Origin of the sequence: Gallibacterium genomosp. 2 (genome assembly GCF_000771895.1) — a bacterium.
In the GTDB taxonomy this organism is placed as follows: domain Bacteria; phylum Pseudomonadota; class Gammaproteobacteria; order Enterobacterales; family Pasteurellaceae; genus Gallibacterium.
In genome coordinates, this window is sequence record NZ_JPXY01000040.1 from 1 (window position 1) to 22,689 (window position 22,689).

The 22,689-nt window shown below is 37.6% G+C and carries 22 protein-coding genes; 6 read left to right on the plus strand and 16 right to left on the minus strand.

Translation table 11 applies throughout. The annotated features are described in order from the left end of the window. Window positions 1-56 precede the first annotated feature (56 nt). The 4 genes from mtgA to tehB form a co-directional block, all read right to left on the minus strand. Window positions 57-767, minus strand: coding sequence for a monofunctional biosynthetic peptidoglycan transglycosylase (gene mtgA / locus P375_RS08580; protein WP_039136117.1), 711 nt, complete (start codon window positions 765-767; stop codon window positions 57-59). Then, complete coding sequence (gene trpR, locus P375_RS08585) at window positions 754-1,053, minus strand: trp operon repressor (RefSeq protein WP_039081146.1); 300 nt, start codon at window positions 1,051-1,053, stop codon at window positions 754-756. The genes mtgA and trpR overlap by 14 nt, the downstream gene beginning before the upstream one ends. A gap of 36 nt (window positions 1,054-1,089) precedes the next feature. Beyond that, window positions 1,090-3,129, minus strand: coding sequence for a transglycosylase SLT domain-containing protein (locus P375_RS08590; protein WP_039136119.1), 2,040 nt, complete (start codon window positions 3,127-3,129; stop codon window positions 1,090-1,092). 65 nt (window positions 3,130-3,194) lie between these two features. Beyond that, a complete protein-coding gene (gene tehB, locus P375_RS08595; protein WP_018346222.1) occupies window positions 3,195-4,058 on the minus strand; it encodes an SAM-dependent methyltransferase TehB in 864 nt (287 codons plus the stop codon). 154 nt (window positions 4,059-4,212) lie between these two features. Here tehB and P375_RS08600 point away from each other — a divergent pair, with 154 nt between their 5' ends. Beyond that, entirely contained in the window at window positions 4,213-5,514 is a 1,302-nt protein-coding gene (locus P375_RS08600) for a nucleobase:cation symporter-2 family protein (RefSeq protein ID WP_039136121.1), read from the plus strand. 51 nt (window positions 5,515-5,565) lie between these two features. Here P375_RS08600 and P375_RS08605 read toward each other — a convergent pair whose 3' ends face one another. The 3 genes from P375_RS08605 to xylF are packed head-to-tail and all read right to left on the minus strand — an operon-like array spanning window position 5,566 to window position 9,255. After that, window positions 5,566-6,693, minus strand: a complete 1,128-nt coding sequence (locus P375_RS08605) for a sugar ABC transporter permease (RefSeq protein ID WP_039136122.1) — start codon at window positions 6,691-6,693, stop codon at window positions 5,566-5,568. 3 nt (window positions 6,694-6,696) lie between these two features. Next, on the minus strand, window positions 6,697-8,208 hold the full coding sequence (locus tag P375_RS08610; RefSeq protein WP_039136124.1) for a xylose ABC transporter ATP-binding protein: 1,512 nt from the start codon (window positions 8,206-8,208) through the stop codon (window positions 6,697-6,699). A 48-nt stretch (window positions 8,209-8,256) separates the two neighbouring features. Beyond that, window positions 8,257-9,255, minus strand: a complete 999-nt coding sequence (xylF, locus tag P375_RS08615; RefSeq protein ID WP_039136127.1) for a D-xylose ABC transporter substrate-binding protein — start codon at window positions 9,253-9,255, stop codon at window positions 8,257-8,259. Window positions 9,256-9,537: 282 nt separating this feature from the next. On the opposite strand from xylF, the gene xylA reads away from it, so the two are divergent. The 3 genes from xylA (at window position 9,538) to P375_RS08630 (ending at window position 13,828) form a co-directional block, all read left to right on the plus strand. After that, window positions 9,538-10,857, plus strand: a complete 1,320-nt coding sequence (xylA, locus tag P375_RS08620; RefSeq protein WP_039136129.1) for a xylose isomerase — start codon at window positions 9,538-9,540, stop codon at window positions 10,855-10,857. A 74-nt stretch (window positions 10,858-10,931) separates the two neighbouring features. After that, a complete protein-coding gene (xylB, locus tag P375_RS08625; RefSeq protein ID WP_039136131.1) occupies window positions 10,932-12,377 on the plus strand; it encodes a xylulokinase in 1,446 nt (481 codons plus the stop codon). A 128-nt stretch (window positions 12,378-12,505) separates the two neighbouring features. Further along, on the plus strand, window positions 12,506-13,828 hold the full coding sequence (locus tag P375_RS08630) for an MFS transporter (RefSeq protein ID WP_039136133.1): 1,323 nt from the start codon (window positions 12,506-12,508) through the stop codon (window positions 13,826-13,828). Window positions 13,829-14,201: 373 nt separating this feature from the next. Here the strand turns inward: P375_RS08630 and P375_RS08635 are convergent, their stop codons facing one another. The 6 genes from P375_RS08635 to P375_RS08660 form a co-directional block, all read right to left on the minus strand. Beyond that, a complete protein-coding gene (locus tag P375_RS08635; RefSeq protein ID WP_039136135.1) occupies window positions 14,202-14,906 on the minus strand; it encodes a LutC/YkgG family protein in 705 nt (234 codons plus the stop codon). 9 nt (window positions 14,907-14,915) lie between these two features. Continuing rightward, entirely contained in the window at window positions 14,916-16,328 is a 1,413-nt protein-coding gene (locus P375_RS08640; protein WP_039085742.1) for a LutB/LldF family L-lactate oxidation iron-sulfur protein, read from the minus strand. A 9-nt stretch (window positions 16,329-16,337) separates the two neighbouring features. Beyond that, window positions 16,338-17,057: a (Fe-S)-binding protein gene (locus P375_RS08645; RefSeq protein ID WP_039136137.1), complete on the minus strand. Its 720-nt coding sequence runs from the start codon at window positions 17,055-17,057 to the stop codon at window positions 16,338-16,340. Window positions 17,058-17,131: 74 nt separating this feature from the next. Beyond that, on the minus strand, window positions 17,132-18,712 hold the full coding sequence (locus P375_RS08650) for a lactate permease LctP family transporter (RefSeq protein WP_039136138.1): 1,581 nt from the start codon (window positions 18,710-18,712) through the stop codon (window positions 17,132-17,134). 210 nt (window positions 18,713-18,922) lie between these two features. Further along, complete coding sequence (locus P375_RS08655; protein ID WP_039136141.1) at window positions 18,923-19,504, minus strand: aminotransferase class IV family protein; 582 nt, start codon at window positions 19,502-19,504, stop codon at window positions 18,923-18,925. After that, the gene (locus P375_RS08660; RefSeq protein WP_039136143.1) at window positions 19,504-20,499 is read right to left on the minus strand and encodes an aminodeoxychorismate synthase component I; all 996 of its coding nucleotides are present in this window, start codon (window positions 20,497-20,499) and stop codon (window positions 19,504-19,506) included. The genes P375_RS08655 and P375_RS08660 overlap by 1 nt, the downstream gene beginning before the upstream one ends. A 58-nt stretch (window positions 20,500-20,557) precedes the next feature. Between P375_RS08660 and P375_RS08665 the strand changes: the two genes are divergently transcribed. Both P375_RS08665 and P375_RS08670 read left to right on the plus strand, forming a co-directional pair. Then, window positions 20,558-21,130 (plus strand): anthranilate synthase component II, encoded by a 573-nt coding sequence (locus P375_RS08665; RefSeq protein ID WP_039136146.1) that lies wholly within the window; start codon window positions 20,558-20,560, stop codon window positions 21,128-21,130. Window positions 21,131-21,248: 118 nt separating this feature from the next. Next, on the plus strand, window positions 21,249-21,728 hold the full coding sequence (locus P375_RS08670) for a Dps family protein (RefSeq protein WP_039136148.1): 480 nt from the start codon (window positions 21,249-21,251) through the stop codon (window positions 21,726-21,728). A gap of 53 nt (window positions 21,729-21,781) precedes the next feature. Here the strand turns inward: P375_RS08670 and P375_RS12225 are convergent, their stop codons facing one another. The 3 genes from P375_RS12225 to P375_RS08680 are packed head-to-tail and all read right to left on the minus strand — an operon-like array spanning window position 21,782 to window position 22,620. Continuing rightward, the gene (locus tag P375_RS12225; protein WP_418904667.1) at window positions 21,782-21,889 is read right to left on the minus strand and encodes an IS3 family transposase; all 108 of its coding nucleotides are present in this window, start codon (window positions 21,887-21,889) and stop codon (window positions 21,782-21,784) included. Window positions 21,890-21,897: 8 nt separating this feature from the next. Next, on the minus strand, window positions 21,898-22,077 hold the full coding sequence (locus P375_RS12410; RefSeq protein ID WP_039136150.1) for an integrase core domain-containing protein: 180 nt from the start codon (window positions 22,075-22,077) through the stop codon (window positions 21,898-21,900). Between the two features lie 12 nt (window positions 22,078-22,089). After that, on the minus strand, window positions 22,090-22,620 hold the full coding sequence (locus tag P375_RS08680; RefSeq protein ID WP_039136152.1) for a DDE-type integrase/transposase/recombinase: 531 nt from the start codon (window positions 22,618-22,620) through the stop codon (window positions 22,090-22,092). Window positions 22,621-22,689: the final 69 nt, after the last annotated feature.

The following is a 22,689-nucleotide window of genomic DNA, read 5'->3' on the forward strand; positions in this document are numbered from 1 at the left end:
ACTATGCCATTTTTATTTGTATCTAATTGGTTACCGAATATTTTTGTCTAATGTTTTCAGTTAAGTTGCTTAAGGTAAGTAGTGCTTAACTGTTGCATTTGTCTCAAGATCCAGCGTTGGCGGGATTGGACATAACTTGATGGTTTATTAGCTTTATAAATCAATGGATTAGGTAAGACTGCTGCAAGTAATGCCGCTTGTGAAGAGGTCAGTTTAGCGGCGCTTTTATTAAAATAAAAACGGCTTGCCGCTTCTACGCCGAAAATACCTTCACCAAATTCTACAATGTTGAGATAAACCTCCAGAATTCGTTTTTTTGACCAAAATAACTCTAAGCTGAGAGTTATCGGTATTTCTAAGCCTTTTCTGATCCAGCTTCGATCTGACCATAGAAATAAATTTTTTGCTGTTTGTTGTGAGATTGTAGAAGCACCGAACGTTTTTTTTGAAGATTGATTGCGTTTTATTGCTTTTTTAATTGCTTCAAGATCAAAGCCCCAATGTTCAGGAAATTTTTGATCTTCAGCAGCAATAACAGCAAGTTGCATTGATGGTGCAATTTTATCAAGACTTACCCATTGATGACGAGTGTGATAATGGCTATTAAAGCTGTTTTGCACAGTTTTTTGCAACATATAAGATGAAAAAGGAATTGGAACAACACGAAATATCAGAATGCAACAGACAAAAAATACAATAATACTAAGCACTAACTTAGTAAGTCGGGGATAGCAGGATTGAGAAAAACAAAACTTAATTTTGAACATCTAATTGTGCTTTGACCCATTGTAGAAAATCAGGTTCGATACTCTTAATTAAGTTTGAACCTCGCGTAATGGTAGCAACGCTCGTGTTCAAATTTTGTTGAATTTCACGTTGTGATGATTTTTTTTCTAATAACTGTTTAACAATTTGTAGGCGTAATCCGAGTGAATCTCTTTCATCAGGGGTTAATAACATCATCAGCACTTCCTGCTCTTTCCCTGAGGCGAATCCTTGTCGTAAAAAGGTGATTAATTCTTGCCATCGTTCGAGATCACGACTGATATACATAACTTACTCCTTTCATTTACTATTAAACTAGTATGATTAGTATAATCGATCAGTTTCAGTTTTGCTGAATTTTTTTAGCTCCTGTTTTAGAAGAAGTTGGTAGTAATAGTCATAACTTACGACGTTTTGTACATAATTTCTGGTTTCATAAAAAGGGATTGAGGCAATAAATTCTGCCATTGAAAGTTTACCTTCATTTTCGTTTAACCAACGATCAACACGATTTGCACCGGCATTATAGGCGGCAGCTATTAATAAACGGTTGTTGCCGTATTTTTGGGCAAGTTGTTGCAAATGTGCTGTACCTAAAAGAATATTTCCTAATGGATCGGTTAAATTATTAGCACGTTGAATGCTATAATTTGCCTGTTGAGCAGTAGCTTTGGCGGTACTAGGCAGTAATTGCATTAAACCAATTGCATTAGCGGATGAGCGTACATTTGGTCGCCAAGCACTCTCTTGGCGTGCAATAGCCATTGCAAAACTATTGCTGATCGTTTTGTCAGCCATATTGATGCTAAACCAGTCAAGATAAGCCAATGGTAACCGTAATCGTAAATAATCCCACGCTTTAGCTTTGATGGTGGCGGCAACAGTGAGATCATACCATTGCTGCTGTAAGGCATATTCTGCTAATAATAGCTGTTGTTGTGCGGTTGCTAAATTTAGCAAAAATAGCCACTCACTGTAGGCATCATCTAAATATCGGAAATTCCTTAATTCAATGACACGAGATAAAATGGTGGTAATTTCTTGATCTTGCCATAAATCATCAAAATTGATCGGTTGGGGAAGATCCTGCATTACCGGTTGATAATCGATATTTAATGTTTGTGCCGACAATAACGCATAAAAACCACGTTTTCGGCTTAAATTTTGCCAAATTTTCTCTGCTTCCTGCTGTTTACCCTTTTTTTGTAACTGCCAAGCGCGCCAATATTGCCACTCATCTTGATTTATTGTGTCGGCAGATAATTGATCTAACCAGTTTTGTAACGGTTGTTGCTGACGGATTGCCAGTCTGATACGGCGTTCAATTAAGCTATTATCTTTTAATTGCATTAATTTTTGATCGCGCCACTGTTGCCATTCAGGCTGTTTATTATCAAAAAAGCGTTGTAAAACCGCTTTATAAAGTAAATTAAGCTCTTGCGCGGTAAGCTGCCAGTTTTTCTGCAAATCCTCAATTTGTTGTTGTATTTGAGATAGATTCAGGCTTTGTTCAGAGAAAAAACTTAAATAGCGAGGATAAATCTCCAATAGTAATTGTTTATTTGTCGTGGAGTGGGGTAAATTTGACTGCATCACAATTAATTGTTGTGGATTGCTAATTAGATCTGCCCATTGTTGTAGCTGTTTTTGTAAATCAATATTATTTGTGAGCCGTTGTAAATAACGAATAAGATTTTTATTTTGTGATTTTAAAGTCAATTCGGCACGTTGTAAGATTAGTTGATCTGATAATTTTCCTGACTGTTGCCAAAGTTGGAAAAGTTGATCACATTGTGATGGTAAATTTTCCCCACTTAACCAAAGTTTTTCCGTATCTTGCCAAAGAAGATCAAGTTCTTTTGATATGTTGCTCGTTTTTTGTGTAGCTAATAATTGAATGCATTGTTGAGCCGTTGTTTTAGCAGGAAAAGATGTTTTGTTATCCAATAAAAGTTGCCAAGCTTGCTGCTGAAATGCTTTTTTATAAAAAAGATCTATTAAATTATCATTTAATAGAAAGTTGGGATTTTGTTGGATAAACAGTTTTAATTGTTGCGGCGTAATCAATGACTGTTTATTGAATAGACGATAATCAACATAAGGTGCAAGCGGATATTGTGCAATAGTAGGCAGCATTTGGCGAACGAAAGTAATCGTGGTTTCACTCACTTCCCCACTGAGAAGCTGCATAATATCCTGATATTGTTGGCGAATCACTGTACCATTTTGTACATTGAACGTCTGTTTAAACTCATTTTTTGATAATTGTTGTAGTTGTTCGGAAGCAGCAAACAGAGAAAAAGAGGAAATAATACTGCTAACAAAAAGAATGTTTTTTAGAATAGATTTTTGCCAAACGCGCATAGTGTCTCCTTAAACTTTCATTTAGTCTAGCACGCTTGGCAAAATGTGAAAATTCTCAAGTAGAATTAAGCGGTTTTCTTTGCCAACATTGTGACAAATTTCATTTTAATACGGTTGCCGTTTGCATCCGTTTTGTGTAATTCGCCCATCTCTTCTTGATATTTCACTAACTCCCAACCTTGATAATAACGGCGTAATTCACCTTCTTTAAAGGTAAAAGAGAATGGCATTGGGCAAGGTACATCGGCTGTATCCATTGCCGCAACGATCAGATTATAACCACCGACATTAGTGTGTTGTTGCATATTTTCAATGATATTCGGCACCGCTTGTGCATTTAGGAACATAAAAACAACGGTAGAAACGATAAAGTCATAATTTTCCTGAATGTTGGCTGAATTAATATCATAAAGTGCAGATTTAATATTTAATTGCTCTTTTTGTGCTGTTTCTGCCAAAAATTGTAGGCTGTTCGGATTATGATCCCAAGAGGTTACGTCATAACCCAATAAACTTAAATAAAGGCTGTTACGCCCCTGTCCGCAACCTAAATCCAAGACTTTACAAGGAGAGAGCATTTCGCTGGCAGCTTTCACTTCAGAATGTGTAGCTGTCATATTATATTTTTTACTGAAATAATCAGCAGGGCGGCAAAGGAAAGAGAGCTGGCATTCGAGATCTTCAGAAACGGCTTCAACACGATGCCAAGCTTGAGGCTCGACTAAAGGAATGTCGCTTTCTGCTGTAAAAAGGTGTTCTTTAATGACTTCGCCTTCTTCAGTAAGTTCATAGAATTTAAGTTTTCCTTTCAATACACGAAGTTGTCCCCAAGTGCCGACTTTTGTATTGTGTTTTTCTTGAAACATTGCCGGTAAAGTTTTTGCTGTCCAAACAGGCATTGTTTTATAAGCGATTAATTTTTGTTGCATAATGATTGCTCCTTGATGGCTTTAAAGGTGATTATTATATACAGATTAAAAACTATCGCAGTAACCTATTTTTATTAAATTTACGCAAACGTTTGCTTATCAAATAATACAAGTCTATAATCCCAACCATTTTTTACATTACTCTTGAGGAATTATGAACAATCAGCTCCTTTTTAACGTGGAAGATAAACCGCCTTTCGGTTTAGGTTTATTGTTAGCGGCACAACATCTATTAGCCGCATTAGGTGGTATTATCGCAGTGCCGTTGGTAATTGGAAATGTGTTGCAGTTACCGACCGCAGATACTATTGTTTTGGTAAATGCAGCGTTGCTGATTTCCGGTGTTGTTACCATTATTCAATGTTTAGGTGTTGGACCTATCGGCATTCGTTTACCGAGCGTAATGGGAACCAGCTTTACTTTTGTGGCGGCGGCATTAGCGATTGGCTTTAGTGAAGATGGCGTTGCCGGAATATTAGGTGCATCGCTGGTTGGTTCTTTAGTAATGATTATCGGCAGTTTCTTTATGCCTTCTATCCGGAAATTATTTCCACCTGTTGTGACAGGCACTGTGGTCACAATGATTGGATTAAGTTTAATTCCAGTAGCGGTGGATTGGTTTGCTGGTGGTCAACGCGGTGAACCACAATATGCTACTCCGGAAAATTTAATTATGGCATTCTTTGTGTTGGCATTAGTGGTAATTTTAGTTCAATGGGGAAAAGGTATTTTTTCTGCAGCCGCCATTGTTATCGGAATGCTTGCCGGATATTGCGTAGCGTTGGCATTAGGTTGGGTAAATTTTGATGGCGTTAAACAGGCACAGATTTTTGCTTTACCTCAGCCATTACATTTCGGTTTGGCATTTCCAATTTCCGGTATTATCGGGATGAGCATTGCTTATCTGGTGACAATTGTAGAATCAAGCGGTAATTTTTTAGCTTTAGGTAATGCGACAAAAACTGAAATTACCGGCGATCATTTACGTCGTGGTGTACTTTGTGATGGGGTAGGTTCAGCCTTAGCTGCAATTATGTCGACAACGCCGTTTTCCTCTTTCTCACAAAATATTGGTGTTATTTCCCTCACTGGTGTGGCAAGCCGTTATGTCGTAGCGATGACCGGCGGATTGCTGGTGTTAGCCGGATTATTCCCTGTCTTCGGTGCATTAATTGTATCAATTCCACTACCTGTGCTTGGTGGAGCAGGATTGATGATGTTTGCGATGATCATTGCTGCTGGTATTCAAATGTTGGATAAAGTGGAAAGAACAAAGCGTAACGGTTTAATTATTGCTATTTCTATCGGTTGTGGGCTTGCTGTTACCACCAGACCGGAAATTCTTGATAAATTACCAGCATTTTTTAAAGAAATTTTTGGTTCAGGCATTACTGTAGGATCATTATTGGCATTAATTTTAAATTTAATTCTTCCAGAAGAAAAAACAAGAAAATAACAAAAAAAATGCGTTGGGAGATTTACCCAACGCATTTTTTTATTGCTAAGATTACTCTTTTTTCTTGCTGATAGAGTCTACCCAAACGGCGAGTAATAAAATACCGCCTTTTACAATATATTGCCAGAAAGTTGGAACGTCTAACATACTCATACCATTATCCAATGCAGCGATAATTAAAGCCCCTATAATCACTCCGAAAATGCTACCGACACCGCCGGCAAGGCTGGCACCGCCAATAACACAAGCGGCTATCGCATCCAATTCCGCATTTTGTCCTGCCGATGGCGAGCCGGCACCTAATCTGGCACTTAAAATTAAGCCAGCAATCGCAACCATCAAACCGTTAATTGCAAAGATAGCAAGTTTAATTTTTTCTACTTTGATACCGGACAATCTGGCAGCATCAATATTACCGCCAATCGCGTAAATATAGCGTCCGAAAGCAGTTTTTTTGGAAATAAAGTAGCCAATAACGGCAAGAATCGCCAATAACAATACTGGGAATGGAATACCACGATAGTCATTCAACAAGTAAATTGAACCTAGTAATAAAACGGCAAGTGCAGCATAAGTGAGAATATCTTTTGATAATGCTGGCACTGGAAGCTGTAGTTTTTGTCGAGCGTGGCGTTGACGACTGTTCCATAAAATGAAAGCCAATACTGCTAAACCACCGATGGTTAAGCCGAAAATATCTGGAATATAAGCTTGACCGATCAAATTCATTGATTGGCTGGTTGGAGAGACTGTGGAGCCGTTAGTCATCCCGACTAAAATTCCACGGAAAGCGAGTAATCCAGCAAGGGTAACAATGAATGAAGGTACGCGTTGATATGCAACCCAATAACCGTTCCAAACACCGAAGATTAAACCTAAAATCAATGTAGCTAAAATGGTTGTAGGCAAAGGCCAGCCCCACCAGACGTTAGTAATAGCCGCAAAACCTCCGAGTAATCCCATCAGTGAACCGACAGAAAGGTCGATTTCAGCCGCAATAATGACAAAAAGCATCCCAATTGCGAGAATACCTGTGATTGAGGTTTGGCGTAATAGATTAGAAATATTTCTTGCACTAAGGTAAGCACCATCAGTTGCAAAAGAGAAAAACAGCATAATTACGATAATCGCAATTAGCATAATATACACTTGTAAATTAATGGATTTTAGGTTTTTCATAGACTACTCCTTGAGTGCGGTTTCCATTACTTTTTCTTGCGTAAGTTGATGATTAATTAAATTGCCTTTTAATTTTCCGTGATGCATTACTAAAACACGATCACTGATACCTAACACTTCCGGTAATTCAGATGAAATGACGATAATAGCAACACCTTTCTTAGCTAATTCATTGATTAATTTATAAATTTCATATTTTGCACCAACATCAATACCACGAGTCGGTTCATCGAGAATCAGAATTTTAGGATTAAGTAATAATGCTTTGGCTAAAATTGCTTTTTGTTGGTTACCACCGCTTAAACGGGCAATTGCAAGGTCGGGACTAGGTGTTTTTACTTTTAATTCCTGAATAGATTGTTGAATGATGGTTTCTTCCAACGCTTCATTAATCACGTTGGCGTGACAATATTTTGCTAGGGCAGATAAGGTGATATTTTTATTCACTCCCATAATCGGGATAATTCCGTGGCGCTTGCGATCTTCTGGCACCATAAAAATACCGTTTTTAATCGCATCGGCGCAGCTATTATGTTTTACAGTTTCACCGTTAAGTTTAAATTCACCTTGGAATTTACCGGGATATGCACCGAAAATGCATTGAACGATTTCAGTTCTGCCTGAACCGACTAAACCGGCAATACCAAGAATTTCACCTTTGTGTAATTGGAAACTGATATTATCTACACGTTTAATATGAGTATTGACGTGATGCCAAGCAGTCAGATTGTTTACTGATAGAATTTCTTCACCAATATCGTGATTTTCGTGCGGATATAACGAAGTAATCTCACGACCAACCATCATTGTAATAATATCGTCTTCACTCATCTCTTTTGCTGAACGAGTACCGATATGTGTACCGTCACGAATAACACAAATTTTATCGGAAATTGCTTTTACTTCATTTAATTTATGGGAAATATAAATACAAGCGATATTATGCGCTTTTAAATTACGAATAAGATCAAGCAGAATATCAGTTTCTTTTTCAGTGAGGGAAGCTGTTGGCTCATCTAAAATTAATAAACGTACATTTTTATTTAGTGCTTTTGCTATTTCAACTAATTGTTGTTCGCCTAAACCTAACTCATTCACTACAGTATAGGGATCAACATTTAATTGTACTTGAGATAACATTTTTTGGCAGCGAAGGTACATTTCATTTTCATCAGCAATACCATATTTAGTAATTTCATTACCAAGAAAAATATTATCCATAATGGTCATATTTTTTACTAAAGCAAGCTCTTGGTGAATGATTGCAATACCTTTACTCTCTGTATCTTTAATATTTTTTGACTTTAGCAATTCACCAGAAAAATAAATATCTCCTTCGTAATCGCCATAAGGATAAATACCACAAAGAACCTTCATTAGTGTTGATTTTCCGGAACCATTTTCTCCACAAAGAGAAAGTATTTCTCCGGGAGAAACAGAAATAGAGATATTATCTAGCGCCTTAACATCGCCGAATTTTTTCACTATTTCTTTCATTTCTAATAATACGTCCATAGAAACCACCTTAAAATAAAATGAGGGAGAAAACTCCCTCAAAAATAATTACTTATAAACACTTTCTTTAGTGTGAAAACCATCTTTAATAACAGTTTCATCAATATTATCTTTAGTTACAACAATAGGAGTTAATAAATATGAAGGTACATCTTTAAGACCATTATTTAATACTGCATTGCTTTCGATTTTTTCATTTTTTCCTAATTTAACGGCAATTTCAGCAGCTGCATTTGCCAATTTACTAATTGGTTTATAAACAGTCATAGTTTGTGTGCCAGCAACAATACGTTTAATCCCAGCAAGGTCTGCGTCTTGTCCAGAAATCACTACTTTCCCAGCTAAACCTTGTGCTTGTAACGCTTGTACTGCACCACCGGCAGTTGCATCATTGGAAGCAACAACGGCATCAATTTTGTTGTTATTGGCAGTTAAAGCATTTTCCATAATTTGTAATGCTTTTTCAGGAAGCCAAGAATCAACCCATTGATCTCCGACAATTTTAATATCACCCTTATCTACTAAAGGTTGAATAATCTTCATTTGACCTTTTCGGAAGAGTTTTGCATTATTATCAACAGGTGAGCCACCCATTAAAAAATAATTTCCGCTAGGTTTTAATTCCACCAAACTTGATGCCTGTAATTCCCCCACTTTTTCATTATCAAATGAAACATAAAAATCAATATTGGCATTATTTATTAAACGATCATAAGCAAGAACTTTAATTCCTGAACGTGAGGCTTCTTCAATAACATTACTTAATACATCGCCGTTATGAGGAATAATGACTAATACATCGACATTTCTATTAATCATATTTTCGATTTGCGAAATTTGAACTGCATCATCACCATTTGCGGATTGTACAAATACTTTTGCACCTAATTCTTCTGCTTTCTTGCTGAAGATTGAACTGTCTTTTTGCCAGCGTTCTAAACGTAAATCATCAATAGACATTCCAATAGTTAAATCTTTAGCATTTGATATTCCACTCATACAACCCAAAATAAGTGCAACGGATAATAAAGTTTTTTTCAATTTCATATGATTCACCTCGTAATTTAAAAGGATTAGGAATACAACGGTTATTACTATTGCTAATTTCAGTAGGTAGAACAATTTATAAATTTTGTTTTTCGATTACGTTTTTTCGTTTCTGTGATAACTCTCACAATATTGAAAAATTGTGAGGTAAAACAAGAATGTGAGCTTTATCACAAAAAACAATTATCTAAATAGCAAAAAGAAATAACGTAATTGAAGGAGATATTTTTCGGTTTTACTCTTTGCTCATTAATTTAATTAACCCAGCAAGGAGAATAAAAAATGACAACATATTTCGATCAAATTGACCAAGTAAAATATGAAGGTACACAATCAACTAATCCGTTCGCTTATCGTTTTTATGATGCAAATCGTGTTGTTTTAGGCAAGACAATGGCAGAACATCTTCGTTTGGCAGTTTGTTATTGGCATACTTTCTGTTGGAACGGTACTGATATGTTCGGTACAGCATCATTGGATCGTCCTTGGCAAAAAAATCCGACAGAATTAGATGCGGCAAAAGAAAAAGCGAATATTGCATTTGAATTTATTAAAAAATTGGGTGTTCCATATTACTGTTTCCACGATGTGGATATTGCACCGGAAGGCAATTCATTTAAAGAATATGTTTATAATTTTTCTACTATTGTAGATTTATTGGCTCAAAAACAGGAAGAAACCGGTATTAAATTATTATGGGGTACTGCAAATTGTTTTACCAATAAACGTTATATGTCTGGTGCAGCCAGCAATCCTAATCCGGAAGTGTTTGCTTGCGCAGCAACACAAGTTTTCAATGCGATGAAAGCAACACAGAAATTAGGTGGTGAAAATTATGTGTTGTGGGGTGGTCGTGAAGGGTATGAAACACTTCTTAATACTGATTTGAAACGTGAACGTGAACAATTAGGGCGCTTTATGCAACTTGTGGTGGAAAATAAACATAAACTCGGTTTTAAAGGTACATTATTAATTGAACCTAAACCACAAGAACCGACAAAACATCAATATGATTATGATGTGGCGACAGTCTACGGCTTCTTAAAACAATTTGGTTTAGAAAATGAAATTAAAGTGAACATTGAAGCAAATCACGCAACTTTAGCTGGGCATACTTTCCAACACGAAGTGGCAACTGCAGCTGCTTTAGGTATTTTAGGTTCAATTGATGCAAATAGAGGTGATGCACAATTAGGCTGGGATACTGATCAATTCCCGAACAGTGTTGAAGAAAATGCATTAGTGATTTATGAAATTTTGAAGGCAGGTGGATTAGGCACTGGTGGTTTTAACTTTGATGCGAAGATTCGACGCCAAAGTATTGATCGTTATGATTTAATGCACGCACATATTGGTGGAATTGATGTGTTGGCTCATTCACTATTGATTGCAGCGGATATGATTGAAAATGATCGTTTACAAGTATTAAAAGATGAACGTTATGCTGGATGGAATACTCAATTCGGTCAGGATATTCTGAAAGGTAAACTTTCATTAGCAGATCTTGCTGAATACATAATGAACAATGAAATTGCACCAAAACCAGTTTCAGGTCGTCAAGAAATGTTGGAAAATATTGTAAATTCATATATTTATAAATAGATTAGGAATTAAGGGTACTTTTTATCGTACCCTTAATTTTTTTAGTTAAATAAAAACGGTATTAGGGGACGATTATGTATCTCGGCATTGATTTAGGGACATCTGGTATCAAAATAGTATTACTGAATGAACAGCAACAAATTATTGCGACCACTTCTGCATTATTAACTGTAACCCGCCGTCAGCCGCTGTGGTCGGAGCAAGATCCGGAAGATTGGTGGCAGGCGTTGCAACAATGTTTAACACAATTATCGCAACAACAGGATCTTTCTGCTGTTAAGGCGATCGGCTTGACCGGACAAATGCACGGTGCGGTAATGTTGGATCAGCATAATCAGGTATTATATCCGGCGATTTTATGGAATGATGGGCGTAGTTTTGCAGAATGTCAGGAATTGGAACAAGCCGTACCGAATTCTCGTCAAATTACCGGAAATTTGATGATGCCGGGATTTACTGCACCTAAATTAAAATGGATTGAAAAAAACGAACCGGAAGTCTTCAATAAGATTGCTAAAGTATTGTTACCAAAAGATTATTTACGCTTTTTACTGACTGGTGAATATGTGAGTGATCTGTCTGATGCGGCAGGCACGATGTGGTTGGATGTCGGTGCGCGTAAATGGAGTGAGGCTTTATTATCGGCGTGTCATCTTAGCGAACAACAGATGCCTAAATTGCAAGAGGGTAATGAAATTAGTGGTTATCTATTGCCTGAATTGGCACAACAATGGAATATGCAATCAGTACCGGTTGTTGCCGGCGGTGGCGATAATGCAGCTGGAGCGATTGGTGTAGGTCTACATAAATCGGGACAAGCGATGTTGTCATTAGGTACATCCGGTGTTTATTTTGTTGTTACCGATAGCTTTTTAAGTAATCCGGCAAAAGCGGTACATAGTTTTTGTCACGCCTTACCGAATCGTTGGCATTTAATGTCAGTGCTGTTAAGTGCCGCTTCCTGTATTGATTGGGCGAACAAAGCATTAGGTATCAATGATATTGCTGAATTTTTCGCTTTGGCGGAACGGGCGGAAAGCAGTAAACAGGTTTTATTTTTACCCTATCTTTCCGGAGAGAGAACACCGCATAATGATCCTTATGCTAGTGGCGTTTTTTGGGGATTGCATCACGATACAACACAAGCGGAAATGGCAAGAGCAGTAGTGGAAGGGGTGAGTTTTGCCTTAACGGAGGGTATTGAGGTTTTACACGAAAGCGGTATTAAAGCAGATAATATTATGTTGATTGGAGGCGGTGCGAAAAGCCATTTTTGGCGACAACTGCTTGCCGATATTAGTGGAATGACCTTTGAGTATCGTGTTGGTGGCGATATCGGCCCAGCACTTGGTGCAGCTAAATTAGCACAAATGGCATTGCATCCGGAACAAGATGTTGCTACATTCTGTCCCCCGCTTGAACTGGAGGCTCGTTATTTACCGAATCACCAAAAATTTCAGCAATATAGAAGCAAATATGAAAAATTTAAACAGTTGTATCAACGACTAAAATATTTGTAGTATGATTTGATTGAATAGAGAAAGAGAAGTAATCAGTAGCTATTCTCACTTTTTCTTTATTTACGAGCTGAATATCTTGTTGTTATTCAAAGGTCTTCTATTTCAAATAGCAAAATAAGGAATTTTTTATGAATATTAAAAAATGGTTATTTAATCAGCCTGATATACCAGTTACAAGAAGTCCCAATGAAGTTGATCGAGTATATCGTAAATTTAGAATAGAAATTGTAACCGCAGTTTTTCTTTCTTATGCGGTGTTTTATTTAACACGAAAAAATTTTGCGGCTGCTGCGCCAATGATGCTTGAGCAAACTGCTTTAACGGCAGAGCATTTTGCAGTGATGTCAACATTATTTTACATTCTTTATGGCTCAATGAAATTTGTTGGAGGAATGGTTGTTGATAAAGTAAATCCAAGAGCAATGACTGGCCCAGCACTGATCGGCATTGGTGTTATTAATCTCTTATTTGGTTTTTCTGATAGTATCACTGCTTTTTATATTTTGTATGCATTGAATGCTATTCTGCAAGGAACAAGTTTTCCTCCGATGGCTAAAATTATGGCTTCTTGGTTCTCAAAAAATGAACGTGGGCGTTGGTGGGCCATTGTTGAAGCTGCTCATAATATCGGTGGTAGCTTAGCCCCACTATTAACTAGTTACGCAATAATGTTAAGTGGAAGTTGGAAAATGGGTTTCTATGTACCAGGTGTAATTTCAATTGTTATGGGGATTTTGGCTTTAATATTTATTAAGGATCGCCCTGGTTCAGAAGGCCTACCCCCTGTTGGAGAGTGGCGGAATGATGCTTCTGAAATGGCTCAGGTGAAAGCGAGTCCATCTCATTTAGGCTTTTGGGAAATTTTCTTTAAATATATTTTAAAAAATCCGCTTGTTTGGGTCATTATAGTTGGAGATCTCTGTGTTTATATTGCACGTACAATTTTAAATGATTGGCCTCAAATTTATTATGTTCAAGTGCAGGGATGGGATTTAGTGAAAGCTAACTCAATTATTACTTGGTTTGAAGCTGGTGGATTAGCTGGTGGGTTAATTGCAGGTTACTTATCAGATTTTTTATTTCGAAGTAATCGTTGGATGACAGGTTTGATGTTTGCATTGATGTTATGTGCATCTATTATTTTGGTTCCTGTAGTTCAAGATAGTTCTTATGTTTTGACTGCTGGATTATTTGCTATTATGGGATTTGCATTATATGGTCCACATATGTTATTTGCTGTAGGCTGTTTGGATGTAACGCACAAAGATGCTGCGGGTTCTGTTACGGGTTTTAGAGGTCTATTTAGTTATGTTGGGGCAGCATTGGCGGGAGTTCCGGTAGTCATGATTAAAAATGTTTGGCAGTGGGATGGTGTTTATATGTATGCTGTGATCTCAATTGTTATTACGACATTATCATTAATGATCTTAGCCAAATTTCATAGATTATAATCAATTATTTACATAAAGTCAGGTATATCATTTGATAAACTTCAGATTGCTAACAAACCTATGATTTCATCGTAGGTTTGTTTTTTATTATTGGCTCTACTCAAAAAGGAAAAATTGAGAAAAAACAGGAGTATTAGCTCAATGTTGTTTTTCACTTATCTTTATCATCTGATTACTGCGGAAGTTATGAAGCCCTTTATTTCCAATAGAATATACAATACAGCTCATAACACCAAGGCTACCTTTATCTTCTTAAGATTTTATATCATTGCTGCCAAAAAACATTGCATTTGTACTTTTGCTAAACCACATTGCCACGAGTAATATCACCTTTGGAGAGGCAGATTGGTTAATCTGCCTTTTTGAAATGGATTTATTTTTCTACATCATCAATCAATAAATAAACTACTTTTATTGGACCGTGAACACCAACCACTTTCACTAATTCAATATCTGCCGTTGCACTGGGGCCGGAAATAATATTTATGCAAGATGGCATACGTTCGCCTTGCTCCGCTTTTTGATGTAGCACTTTTGCGATTTGAGTAATGCGTGGTTGGATAGTGGAACGTTTTAATACAACGACAGAAATTGGAGGTAATAAACTAACAGAACGACCATTATTCGGTGAAGAATAAAGTACAATTCCGCCTGATTCAATTAGCCCATATTCTGCAAACACAATTCCAATATTTGCGTTTTTGCTAAATTCAAGGTTTTCGTTACTTGATTCAGCCCAAATATGGGTATTGTATTGTTGTTGTACTGCTTGAGTGATCTGATATTGTTTTAGACGTTCGTCATTATTCAATACAATATTACCACCGTTATATTTTTCACAAATTTTGATAATGTCAGTGTGTGCTTCTTTTGCTGTAGATAATACTACATCCACCAACATATCTTTTGCGGTATTGATAAACGCTTGATAACGCTCTTTTTCAGAAAGATCGGTAAAACGGGTTTCTGGATAATCATTAACTTTAGGATAAGTGCCAACAACTTCAGTACGAAGAGGTCGCCCTAACTGCTTTGCCAGTTGTGACAAAAATTGTGAACGATTTTGTTGATCTAACATAGGGACTCCTTATCCATTATTTCTATTTTTAAACCAGCTACGGAAACTTTCACCGTCAGCATCCGGTAAATCGCGGGTATTTGTCCACTCGCCGATAACACCAATATTCAAAGGTGCTTTACCATTCTTAACGGTTGCTTTCATTACTTTAGCACCAATATTCATACCGACTTTCCATAATGCAGGGTGGCTATTGGCAAAGGTAAAGGCTTTCACCGAAATTTTTTCTGCTGTTGGATTTAAGCCCTGTTCTGCGATATGAGTACGATGTTTTAATAACAAATTTGCTAAAGGAATTTTTACCGGGCAAACCTGATTACAAGCGGTACAAAGCGAGCAGGCATAAGGTAAGTCGTGGAATTCTTGATAATTGCCGAGAAGCGGCGACAGCACGGAACCGATTGGACCGGGATAAACAGATCCGTAACTGTGACCACCAATTTGGCGATAAACCGGGCAAGTGTTTAAACAAGCACCGCAACGGATACAGCGTAAAACATCATTAAATTCTGAACCTAATGCTTTTGAGCGTCCATTGTCTAAAATAACCAGATGAAATTGCTCAGGGCCATCTGTTTCACCGGCAAGGCGCGGTCCGGTAAGCCAAGTGTTATAACTGGTCAATTTGGCACCAACCGCACTGCGAGCCAACATTGTAATCAGAATTTCCGCCTCTTGGAAAGTCGGCGCAATACGCTCCATTCCCATTACGGCAACGTGGATTTTAGGCACGGTGGTAACCATTCTTAAATTGCCTTCATTGGTGACTAAACAAAGACTGCCGGTTTCCGGAATAGCGAAGTTACAACCGCTAATGCCCATATCTGCACTTAAGAAATCTTGACGGATTTTTTCACGAATAAAAAGGGTCATATCTTCAGGTGTAGCATCGCCTTGATAACCCAATTTTTCTTTGAGAATATCTCGGATTTGATAGCGATCACGATGAATAGCAGGCACGACAATGTGAGAAGGTTTATCGCCGGCTAATTGCAAAATATATTCACCCAGATCGCTTTCAATCACTTTAATGCCATCCGCTTCTAAAACGTGATTTAAACCAATCTCTTCCGTTACCATTGATTTCGATTTCACCACTTTTTTCACATTGTTTTGCAAGGCGAGCTGTTGAATATAGTGATTGGCTTCTTCCGCGGTCTGTGCAAAAAAGACGTGTCCGCCGTTGGCAGTCACTTTTTCAGATAATTGATACAGATAGGCATCTAAATTTTCTAGAACGTGATTTCTAATCTCTTTTGCCTGTTCACGCCACTCTTCCCAATGCCCGAGATCATCGACCATTTTTTGTCGATTGGCACCGATACGCTCCTGCGCCATCACAACCGCTTGACGCATAATTTCATTGCCTAATTCTTCCTGAACGTGTTTCTTAAAGGCTAAATCTGTTGTCTGAATAGTCATCTTTTTCTCCTATTTGGACATTAATACTTCAGCGATATGCAGTACTTTGATTGCGCTGCCTTCACGTTTTAAACGACCGCCAATATTGATTAAACAGCTGACATCGGCACCGATTAGATAATCCGGCTCCACTTCTTGAATATGTTTTGCTTTTTCTTTAACCATTTCGCCGGAAATTTGCGACATTTTTACCGAGAATGTACCGCCGAAGCCACAACAAGTGGTTTGATTTTTAATAGGAAGAAGTTCCAAGCCTTCAACATTTTCTAATAATTTTAACGGCTCTTCTTTGATATTGAGTTTACGGAATAGGCTACAAGACGGATGATAAACCGCTTTGCCCGGCAATTTAGCCCCAACGTTGGTGATGCCAAGTTGATTGACAATAAAATCGGTTAAGTCATAAAAACGGGCAGCCACTTTTTGCACACGTTCTGCCCATTTTGGTTCATCTTTAAGATATTCAGGATAATTTTTGATGGAAGCAACGCAGGATCCGGCAGGGGCGACAATAGGAAAATCATTCACTTCAAAGGTTTCAATCAGATTTTTCATTCCTGGAATGGCATCTTTAACAAAACCGCCATTAGTTGCAGGTTGCCCACAACATCCCTGTTTTTCTAAAAAGATAATTTCACAACCGAGTTTTTCTAATAATAAGACACTTTGTTTGGCAACATTTGCTTTTACTGCATCGCCAATACAAGTTACATAAAAATTAACTTTCATAAGCACTCCAATTAAATGAAAGGCTCAACCGACAAAATGCCGGTTGAGATTAAAAATAGCAGTTAAGGTATCGGTTAACTGAGCAGCAATATGGCAACAAGTGCTGCAATAATACCGTACACTATCATTGGAACAACAGTTTTCTTAATAATTGTTCCTTCTTTATTTGTAATATTCAACACAGAACATACGGCAACGATATTGTTGATACAAACCATATTACCCATTGCACCACCAACAGATTGTAAGGCAAGCACAAGTGTCGCTGATAATCCGGTCAATTCCGCTGTAGAAAGTTGAACACTACCAAAAGTGAGGTTGGATACTGTATTTGAACCTGAGAAGAAAGCACCAACTGCACCTAAATAGGAGGCGAATAGTGTCCAATATTCTCCGGTTGCAGCAGCGAAACTCTTACCAATAATTTTCACCATTGAATTATCACCACCGACTAACATTAAATTAACCATAATTAATGCACCAACCAATGCTAAGAATGGATTACGAGTCTGTTTAAGACTGCTCATAAAAATACCTTTGGTTTTAGATGCAGAAAGTGCAAACAGTGGAATAGAAATTAATACGGTTACCACAAATGGAATTAATGCTGGAACATAAAGTAACTTATAGCTTGCTGAAACAGATGTACCGAAGATATTTTTTAAGCTGAAAATCAATCCGTGGCTGACTTCAAACAAACCAAGTGAGCCTAATTGGATTCCAAACCAAGTAGTTGCATCGTTCATCATTGCTTTGAATGGTAATTGCTGTAAGCGTGTAATGATAAGAATGGCAATAAGAAGACCGGTAGGCAATAGAGCCTTAATTACTTGGTTATAGCTGACTGCTTTATCATCCAAAGTGTTTTCAGCTTTTGCTAAACCAATGCCTTTATTAGCAACTAAAATTGAAATTAACAAACCGAGTGCACCACCAACTAAAGATGGAAATTCGTAGTTAACTTGTGCTAATAGAAAGTAAGGAATGACACAAGCTAGAATGCTGATGTAGATAAATAAAATATTTTGACGGATTTCTTTCCAGTCAACGATTAAACGTAATGCCATTAAAGGGATAATTAATGCTGCAACAGAGTGAATAATTGCAGTCATTGAACCGATCTCTAGGATCTGTGTGTCTGTTAAATTTAACGGACCGAATCCGAACCAAGTTGGTGTTCCCACTGCGCCGAAAGAAACCGGAACGGAATTCATTACAAGAGTGAGCATCGCAACTTTTAAGGGAGCAAATCCTAATCCGGCAAGAATTGGTGCAGCAATAGCAGCCGGCGTACCAAAACCACTTGCACCTTCAATCATAAAAGCGAAAGCCCAACCAATAATCATAATTTGTGCTACAGGATTTGGATTAATATTCGCCAACCATTTGCGCAATGTATTAGTAACACCTGAAACTTCAGAGAAATGGTTGAATAAAATTGCACCAAAAATCACAGTAATTGGTGTTTGAACTGCAATCAATGCTGATGCAATATTTGCACTTACTGTAGAAATATCTGTTCCAAAGAAAATAAACTGTATGATTAAAACAACAACAGCTATCCAAGGAAGAGCCACGTAAGAAGGTAATGCATTGCGTTTTACCATTAAATAGATCAGAAGAACAATAGGAAAAATGCTCAAAAATAATTGCATAAAATAACCTCGCTAAATAAGTGGGATTTCTATTGTTATACTAATGTTAATGATGTTATTTTCAATTTATTTCTTTTAAAAAAGTGTGATTGAGATCTTATTTTTGAAAAATAATATTTAAATACATTAAAGCTAACGGGTAATAAATATATAACAGTATGAAAAATAAGGACTGGTTTAGATGTTATGTTGTTTGTATCAAAATTTGATTTATAGTGGATTTAGCGCATTTATTAATCGTATTTCTTCATATAGAGGCAAGTCTGATATTGAGATTTTTATCTCAATAATTTTATTTTCTTGTAATAGTTTTGTGCGTTGGGTGCCAATTAATAGTGGACTGTCTGGGGTAAACCATTGTGAGCCTTGGCGTAACACCAGATTACCAATGGAGCAATCCGTTATCTTACCATTTTTGATAATCATAATCTCATCGCAATCGCCTTTTTGTTTCAGTAATTCGTTGAAAATGGTTCGGTCGCTGTATTTGAGGTGGTAGTCAATATCATCGCAAATCACGGGTTGAAAGCGTTGGTAGACTTTGCGTTGATAGGGAAAACATTGCAGGCGATATTGCGTAGCATTGTAATCGATGCGGCAGCGGATAATCGGACTTTGGTTGTTCGCCCAAAGTGTGGTGTTTTTTTGCAGAATTTTTTCTAAGGAAAAAATTTTATAAGGTTGGTTAGCATAAAATTCACGTAGGCTATTTTCATAACGCTGTTGGTGCAGGGTAAGATTTTGCACTTGTCCCTTTTCAATGCACAGGGTTTCAAACAGAGGAAAATTCATTATTTTTCACCTTCCTGATATTTAAGTGGAACATAAATTTTCTCCAATAACTCTTGGTATTCTTGCTCTGCTTGGCTTTGAATAGTAATGCCGCCGCCACTGTGGAAAGCATAGTTTCCGCTTTGCTGAGAAATAAAGCGAATTGCCACCGCACTTTCCAGGCTTTCGCCGTTAAAAATACCAAACACGCCGGTGTAATAGCCTCGTGGTGCCAATTCGGCTTGTTGAATGGTGGCGACAGTTTTTTCTTTTGGCGCACCGCTGATTGATCCAGCGGGTAAAAGCTGGCTGAGCATTGTGCCAATATGTGCTTGCCAGTTTTCCTTAAGATCGGCACAAATTTCAGAACTTGTTTGCCAGATTGCACCACGTTCGGTAAAAATTTTTTCTAAATAACGAAAACGCTTTACTTGCACATTTTGCCCTACAATAGCCAGATCATTACGCATTAAATCCACAATGGTGTAGTGTTCCCGTTGCTCTTTTTCGCAATTGAGTAATTGATTCTCTGCATCAGGCAAGTTGGCGTTAATCGTGCCTTTCATTGGATAAGTGAAAATTTGGTTATGTGTGATTTTCACGAAAGGTTCAGGGGAAAAACAGATACATTCTTGCTTAAACAAGAGCTTATATTTCGCTTGTGTGGCATAAAACAGCGTATTGAGATCGTAATTTATCGCAATCGGCGTGGCATAAGTGAGATTAAGCAAATAGGAATTTCCTTGCTGTAACGCCTGTTGCACAATCTCAAAACCTTGCTGATAAGTAGCGAAATCAATGGGAAATTTTTCTAGCTTAAAGGGCTGTTTAGGGGGAGCTTTTTGTGCCGTTGCAAGATTATTTTGGCTGGCAAATTCAAACCAAATGCCTTGCTCTGCACATTGTTCAAGAGGGCAAATGATGGGCTTTTGCTGTTCAAAATCAATCAAAAAGAAAAAGGGCGTGCGTTGCGCACCTAAATGGTTGGCTTGTTGCACAAAGTGATTAAATGGCATAAGGGCGATGAATCAAGTAAGATAACAAACATTTTGGTCATTGTAGTGAATCCCTGAGATGAACACAAATTTATTAATTATCAATAATCACGATTCTTTTACCTATAATTTAGTGGATTTAATTCGTCAATTTGACGTGCCGTTTTCTGTGGTGAATGTGGAACAGCTAAACCTTGATGAAGTGGACAATTTCAGCCATATTTTGATTTCCCCCGGCCCTGATGTGCCGAATGCTTATCCACAACTGTTTGCGATGTTGGAACGCTATCAGCATAGCAAATCGATTTTAGGGGTTTGTCTTGGGCATCAAACCTTGTGCCAGTTTTTTGGTGCAAAGTTGTATAATTTACCGCAAGTGCGACACGGGCAAGCGAGAAAAATCAACGTGTTGCAGGAAAAATCATCTTTATTTGCAGGTTTACCAGCCCAATTTCAAATCGGGCTTTATCATTCGTGGGCAGTTTCTACAGAACGTTTTCCATCAGAATTAGAAATTACCGCAATTGATGATGAGGGCGTTATTATGGCAGTTCAGCATCGAAATTTATCAATTTACGGTGTTCAATTTCATCCAGAATCTTATATTTCGGAATATGGTAAGGTAGTAATTTCAAATTGGTTGAAAGTTTAAAACTATTGAATTGTTAATTATATATAGCTTTAAACTATCAAATCTATCATTTATATCCATTTTATCTGTAAGGAATTAATCTCTATTATGTTCTCAACAAAACAGAGGAGAACATATTATGGCAACAAATATCGGTTTAAACAAAGCCACTTCAGAAAAATTAGCACAAGAACTCAATAACTTACTTGCTACTTACCAAGTATTTTATATGAACGTGCGCGGTTATCACTGGAACATTAAAGGAGTGAACTTCTTTGAATTACACGCAAAATTTGAAGAAATTTATGATGATTTAGTGGTTAAAGTGGACGAAATCGCAGAGCGTATTTTGACTTTAGGCTACACACCAAGCAATGCGTTCAGTGAGTATTTAACTAAATCTTTAATTGAAGAACATACAGGCGTAAGTGCGGCGCAAGATTGTTTGAGTGGCACGTTAAACGGTTTCAAAACCTTGTTAAAACAACAACGTGAAATCTTAGCCTTAGCCGCTGATGCAGATGATGAAGGCACTGCTTCACAAATGAGCGACTACATCAAAGAGCAAGAAAAATTAGTATGGATGTTTACTGCTGCTTGTGAAAGCTGCAACAACTAATTTTCCCAATAAAAAACCACCACTTTTTGATCTGACCCCGAAAAGTTAGACTGTTATTTTAAGGACTGAATTCTGTATTGAACAGGGCTCAGTCCATTTAATTTTAATTGTATTCTTTCCTCATTGTAATAACGAACATATTCTTTGATAACTGTAGTGATCCACTAAATCAGCAGTCCCTAATAGGTTTTTTCGCTAAAACTGGCGGTAATCCTTGATTATAGCCATGCGGTCTCACCCTGTTATAGTAAAACACATACTGTTTAATGTCTTCCTTGGCTTCATCTAATGAAGAATAACCGCCTTTTAACATCCATTCATATTTAAAACTCCTAAACCAGCGTTCCATCGGTGCATTATCTCAACAATTTCCCCGACGACTCATACTTTGTATCAAACCATGCTGTTTCACACATCGTATAAATGACTCACTCCCATAAATACTGCCTTGGTCTGAGTGAAACAACATCTTCCTCGTTCTTTCTGTTGTCAGCATCGCATGATTTAATGCCTCCACCACTAACGTTGAATCGTGCTGTTTCTGCAATCGCCAACCAACCACTTGACGCTGCGCCAGGTTCATCACGATTGCTAAATAATGCCATTCCCCCTGTACCTTCAAATAGGTGGTATCACCGCATAACACCGTTGTGTCAGCGACTGGACTAAATTGCCGATTTAACACATTAGTAAACAACGTGGACGCTTGCTCTGACGTGCCTGTCCGCCAACGTTTTTGTGGCTGTTTACTGACTAATCCTTGCTGTTTCATCAGCTGTCGAATCAAGGCTAATCCTACCTCAATGCCTTTGCTTTTTAAGCTCGCTTTTAGCGTCCGCTTTCCGGCTGAACCACGACTTTCATCAAATAATGCCTTTATCTCTACCGCCAATCCTCAATGCTTATTGGGCTTAGCTTGTCGCTTTCTCCGGGCATAGTAAGTTCGTTCTGAAAGCGAAAA

Coding starts and splice junctions, on each gene's coding strand:
- mtgA (WP_039136117.1), bottom strand. CDS start 767: ATGTTCAAAATTAAGTTTTGTTTTTCTCAATCCTGCTATCCCCGACTT.
- P375_RS08650 (WP_039136138.1), bottom strand. CDS start 18,712: ATGCAATTATTTTTGAGCATTTTTCCTATTGTTCTTCTGATCTATTTA.
- P375_RS08655 (WP_039136141.1), bottom strand. CDS start 19,504: ATGAATTTTCCTCTGTTTGAAACCCTGTGCATTGAAAAGGGACAAGTG.
- P375_RS08645 (WP_039136137.1), bottom strand. CDS start 17,057: ATGAAAGTTAATTTTTATGTAACTTGTATTGGCGATGCAGTAAAAGCA.
- P375_RS08670 (WP_039136148.1), top strand. CDS start 21,249: ATGGCAACAAATATCGGTTTAAACAAAGCCACTTCAGAAAAATTAGCA.
- P375_RS08600 (WP_039136121.1), top strand. CDS start 4,213: ATGAACAATCAGCTCCTTTTTAACGTGGAAGATAAACCGCCTTTCGGT.
- P375_RS08665 (WP_039136146.1), top strand. CDS start 20,558: ATGAACACAAATTTATTAATTATCAATAATCACGATTCTTTTACCTAT.
- P375_RS08605 (WP_039136122.1), bottom strand. CDS start 6,693: ATGAAAAACCTAAAATCCATTAATTTACAAGTGTATATTATGCTAATT.
- P375_RS08630 (WP_039136133.1), top strand. CDS start 12,506: ATGAATATTAAAAAATGGTTATTTAATCAGCCTGATATACCAGTTACA.
- P375_RS08590 (WP_039136119.1), bottom strand. CDS start 3,129: ATGCGCGTTTGGCAAAAATCTATTCTAAAAAACATTCTTTTTGTTAGC.
- P375_RS08635 (WP_039136135.1), bottom strand. CDS start 14,906: ATGTTAGATCAACAAAATCGTTCACAATTTTTGTCACAACTGGCAAAG.
- P375_RS08640 (WP_039085742.1), bottom strand. CDS start 16,328: ATGACTATTCAGACAACAGATTTAGCCTTTAAGAAACACGTTCAGGAA.
- xylA (WP_039136129.1), top strand. CDS start 9,538: ATGACAACATATTTCGATCAAATTGACCAAGTAAAATATGAAGGTACA.
- xylB (WP_039136131.1), top strand. CDS start 10,932: ATGTATCTCGGCATTGATTTAGGGACATCTGGTATCAAAATAGTATTA.
- tehB (WP_018346222.1), bottom strand. CDS start 4,058: ATGCAACAAAAATTAATCGCTTATAAAACAATGCCTGTTTGGACAGCA.
- P375_RS08610 (WP_039136124.1), bottom strand. CDS start 8,208: ATGGACGTATTATTAGAAATGAAAGAAATAGTGAAAAAATTCGGCGAT.
- P375_RS12410 (WP_039136150.1), bottom strand. CDS start 22,077: ATGGAACGCTGGTTTAGGAGTTTTAAATATGAATGGATGTTAAAAGGC.
- trpR (WP_039081146.1), bottom strand. CDS start 1,053: ATGTATATCAGTCGTGATCTCGAACGATGGCAAGAATTAATCACCTTT.
- P375_RS08660 (WP_039136143.1), bottom strand. CDS start 20,499: ATGCCATTTAATCACTTTGTGCAACAAGCCAACCATTTAGGTGCGCAA.
- xylF (WP_039136127.1), bottom strand. CDS start 9,255: ATGAAATTGAAAAAAACTTTATTATCCGTTGCACTTATTTTGGGTTGT.